The sequence below is a fragment of the Pseudomonas sp. MWU12-2345 genome (genome assembly GCF_023242385.1).
GTDB lineage: Bacteria > Pseudomonadota > Gammaproteobacteria > Pseudomonadales > Pseudomonadaceae > Aquipseudomonas > Aquipseudomonas gingeri_D.
In genome coordinates this window covers 1-3,287 of record NZ_JALLJA010000041.1, presented here as the reverse complement: position 1 = coordinate 3,287, position 3,287 = coordinate 1, and the positions used below count along the sequence as shown (strand labels likewise).

The following is a 3,287-nucleotide window of genomic DNA, read 5'->3' as shown; positions in this document are numbered from 1 at the left end:
TCTGAATTCCGGCTTGCGATGGAAAAACAAAGCAATGAGCTTCGCTCTGAAATAAGAGAGCAAGGTAGCGAATTTCGCTCCGCAATGGAAAAACAAAGCAGCGAGCTACGCGCTGAAATCAAGGAGCAAGGCAGCGAGTTTCGACTTGCGATAGAAAAACAGGGTCATGAATTCCGGATATCGATGGAAAAGCAAGGCCAACAGCTTAGTACAGAGTTCAAGAACCAAGTAAGCGAGCTAAAAAATTTAATGACTAAGCAGGGCACCGAAATGAAGGACCAAGGTGTCGAACTCAGAACAACAATCAAAGGGCAAGAGACAGCCCTCCTACTACAGGGTGTCAAACTAGAGGCGTCCATCACAGAGGTCGGGTCAAGAATCAAGTACGTGCGCTGGCAGTTTGGCGTCATCGTCACTGCTGTAGTTGGTTTCTTGGCAAAAATGGCCTATGACTTCTTCATTGGAAAATAGCTTTATGATCCCGAGCTTTACTGCTCAACCGGTAAGCTACGGCCTGTGGCTTAAACGTTTCAAGACGTGGGTACTGTCCACGTTGCGCTGATACACCATAATTTTTGCCCATGCGGGGAACACTCCCCGTCCGGGCGCAGTGTCTCTCCGTTTTGGGCTTTTCTGGAGAGACCTATGAAACTGGATGCACTTACACCGCAACAAGAAGCACTGCTCGACCTACCTGTCGTTTTCACGATTAAGGCTTGGAATGAAAGTGTTTACATAGCAAAGCCACTGAACATCGCCGAACAGGGCTGTCGCCTGACATCGGCCAGATGCGGCCCCTCAATTCAGGGGTGTTTCCGTCCGAAAAAACTATTCAGAAATGACTGAAAGAGGACGCTCAGGCACCGATCTCAAGGACGATGCAGCCCTGTCGCATCCCGCCAGTACAAGGTTTCTTCGAATTGAAAGCTAATAAGAAAGAAGGCCGAACACGACTGAGATATGGATTGAGCGATTTTATCCAAATCGTCCATAGACGATTCCCCCTCAGGTTCGGGCCCTTTTATTCTGATGGTGCAACGCAAAGCGACAGGAAAGTCGACACCCTTTGTATTCTCAGCATAGATCGTAGAGTCATCTGCTACATCGCCGCCGCTCAATCTAAGCCCCGAGGCAAATACAGCGGACAAGCCATTACCCGCTACCTCTATTTCCAAAGCTCCCGCATTCTCAAGGGCGCTTTTCAGTGCTGAAATTGTGAGCGCACTATCAGCTTCCAAGCACAGATCAAGACTCATGAATCCTCCCTTTTTCCTGCCTGAACAGTTGCACCAAAATTTTGAGTGCGATCTTCGCGATAGTGTATTTGGCTAGTGGCTTGAATGTCTGCTTCTGGCCAACTCTGTTGAAAAAGTCGCTCGGCCGCAGAAATGGGGGCCGACTGTTTTTCAACAGCATCGGCCGCAAGCGGCCAGTCACTCGGAAGAGAGCGATTTCGTGGGATCTGGCCGATTGCGTCGTGTAGCGTCGCTCGAGCTAATGGGTAGTCTGATGATCAAAGGCTGTTCCAGTGCATGATGAACTGCGTCGAGACAGCACCGATCTTGATCCAGCAGAACCCGCCAGGGCGATAGTTACTGCACGTTTTTCAGCTTGATTACATCACCGGAGACTTTGGTGGTGTAGCCGCTCAGGACCCAGGCCCAGAACCAATTTTCCTGCACTTGCGTATTGATCATCGCATCGCCCCCCTTGGCCTCGATTGCAGCGTTCTGGGCGCGGACGAAACGGCTGTTCTGGCGGATCGGAATCACACCGAACAACATCAGGCCAGTGGCGGTTGCTTCGCTGTGACCCACCACGGTGTATTGGCTGCTGTCATAGTGCGGCGAGGTTATCGGGGCTCCGGTGCAACCCGCCAGAATCAGGCCGAAAACACCACCGGCTACAACTTTACTGAGGTACTTCACTGAACAACTCCATGGCAAAAATCCCAGGATCCAATTCCGGGGGACGACACTCTAACCGCCCCGCTGGCCATTTGAAAACAATCGATTCAAAGCGGGCCAAAGGTCAGAGGCTGCTTCTGGCCGTTTTCTGCCAGCGACGACCGAGGCTGTGTAAAAACGTTTTTCAGCGCGATTGGAGCCCAGTGCTGGACTGAAAATCGCGTTTCTACGCAAAATCCAGATCCTGAGCAGCCGATAATTTTCAGATTTCGCATAGACGCGTAAACTTCAATTTTGACGAAGCGTTTTTACACAGCCTGGACCCACAGTGGACTAACAATTTTGCCAGCGCCCCCCTCGCTCGGATCGCTATACCCCGCAAGAAATTTGGTGCTACTGACTCGACCAGTCCCCTTCACGTGCTATGTGTTTAGCCGCCCAGTCATATGCGGTGAGGCCTCTCAGTTGGGAACGTCAGGGGCTGGGCGTAATGGAACGTTCGTCGGAGGGAAGGTAAGCCGATCCTCGTCCAAAGCTCGTAGTGGTAGATCTCCATCCAGGTAAAATTCGTCAAGCTGTGGAGGTGCAACACGGGTGCCGGACAGCATCGCGTGCACTTGCCCCCGATGATGGATCTGATGCTGGAATAGGTGCAGCAGTAGGCGGTCGACCCGCTCCAGTACTATGCCCTCCGCCCGCACAACCTCTGCTTGGCGACCCAATGAGCTCTCATCCAACCGTTCGCAATAAGCTATCAGTCGGATGTCTATCGCCGATTGAAGCTGCGCTATCTGATGAAGCGATAAATCTGAAGAGAGTTCCTTACGTTGGCCTTCCAGATCAAGCTCCAGTGCTGCGAGGTAGAACTGATCCACGTCCAATATATGCAACAGCGTTCGTTCGATAGAGGGAAAGAAGCTCGTTCGTGCAGCCACGTACTCCTCATGGCTTAACGCGAAGCATGCGGAAAGCAATCGCCGGTTCGACCACTGGTTGTTTTGTGCCTGCGCCAGGAAGCTGTTCATTGGGAATGGCCTAAAGGTTTGCTTGAGTCACAATGATAGTGGATAGCACATCCCTGATTGGTGTGACTACTCTGCTGGTCTCGTTCGCCAGGGTCCGGGCGCAGCGGTCAGGTGGTTCAGGAAGTCGGATATGGAAGTCCACTTTGCACGACTGGGAACATACTGGCTCATCGTAGACGCCGCCATTGCCCACTTCCCCTCGAAGCCCTCATGCTAAAACAACGTTTCCATGAAGCACACCCTGTGACAGCACGTGCGATACAAGAACACTACATCCAGAACTGAGAACAGAGCCCCCTGCTCTCTGTACGACTGTGCGCGGCATACGTGTAGTTGCGTGCAATTAGCTAGGCCA

General features: G+C 52.0%; 4 protein-coding genes and 1 pseudogene. 2 read left to right on the top strand and 3 right to left on the bottom strand.

Going from position 1 to position 3,287, the window contains the following annotated elements; genetic code table 11:
- Together M5C71_RS33520 and M5C71_RS33515 are read left to right on the top strand one after the other, a co-directional pair.
- A pseudogene (locus M5C71_RS33520) lies at positions 1 to 471 on the top strand (hypothetical protein); the annotation flags it as partial.
- Between the two features lie 174 nt (positions 472 to 645).
- The gene (locus M5C71_RS33515; protein WP_247263503.1) at positions 646 to 846 is read left to right on the top strand and encodes a hypothetical protein; all 201 of its coding nucleotides are present in this window, start codon (positions 646 to 648) and stop codon (positions 844 to 846) included.
- A gap of 23 nt (positions 847 to 869) precedes the next feature.
- Here M5C71_RS33515 and M5C71_RS33510 read toward each other — a convergent pair whose 3' ends face one another.
- The 3 genes from M5C71_RS33510 to M5C71_RS33500 all read right to left on the bottom strand — a co-directional run bounded on the left by M5C71_RS33510 (position 870) and on the right by M5C71_RS33500 (position 2,932).
- Positions 870 to 1,256 carry a hypothetical protein gene (locus tag M5C71_RS33510; protein ID WP_103499542.1) on the bottom strand — a complete coding sequence of 129 codons (387 nt, stop codon included), beginning with the start codon at positions 1,254 to 1,256 and terminating at the stop codon, positions 870 to 872.
- A 336-nt stretch (positions 1,257 to 1,592) separates the two neighbouring features.
- Positions 1,593 to 1,928, bottom strand: a complete 336-nt coding sequence (locus tag M5C71_RS33505) for a hypothetical protein (RefSeq protein WP_103499541.1) — start codon at positions 1,926 to 1,928, stop codon at positions 1,593 to 1,595.
- A 440-nt stretch (positions 1,929 to 2,368) separates the two neighbouring features.
- Positions 2,369 to 2,932, bottom strand: coding sequence for a DinB family protein (locus M5C71_RS33500; protein ID WP_248769697.1), 564 nt, complete (start codon positions 2,930 to 2,932; stop codon positions 2,369 to 2,371).
- Positions 2,933 to 3,287 lie beyond the last annotated feature (355 nt).

What these genes read in the sequence shown, in the direction of transcription:
- M5C71_RS33500 (WP_248769697.1), bottom strand. Translation starts at nt 2,932, where the DNA reads ATGAACAGCTTCCTGGCGCAGGCACAAAACAACCAGTGGTCGAACCGG.
- M5C71_RS33515 (WP_247263503.1), top strand. Translation starts at nt 646, where the DNA reads ATGAAACTGGATGCACTTACACCGCAACAAGAAGCACTGCTCGACCTA.
- M5C71_RS33510 (WP_103499542.1), bottom strand. Translation starts at nt 1,256, where the DNA reads ATGAGTCTTGATCTGTGCTTGGAAGCTGATAGTGCGCTCACAATTTCA.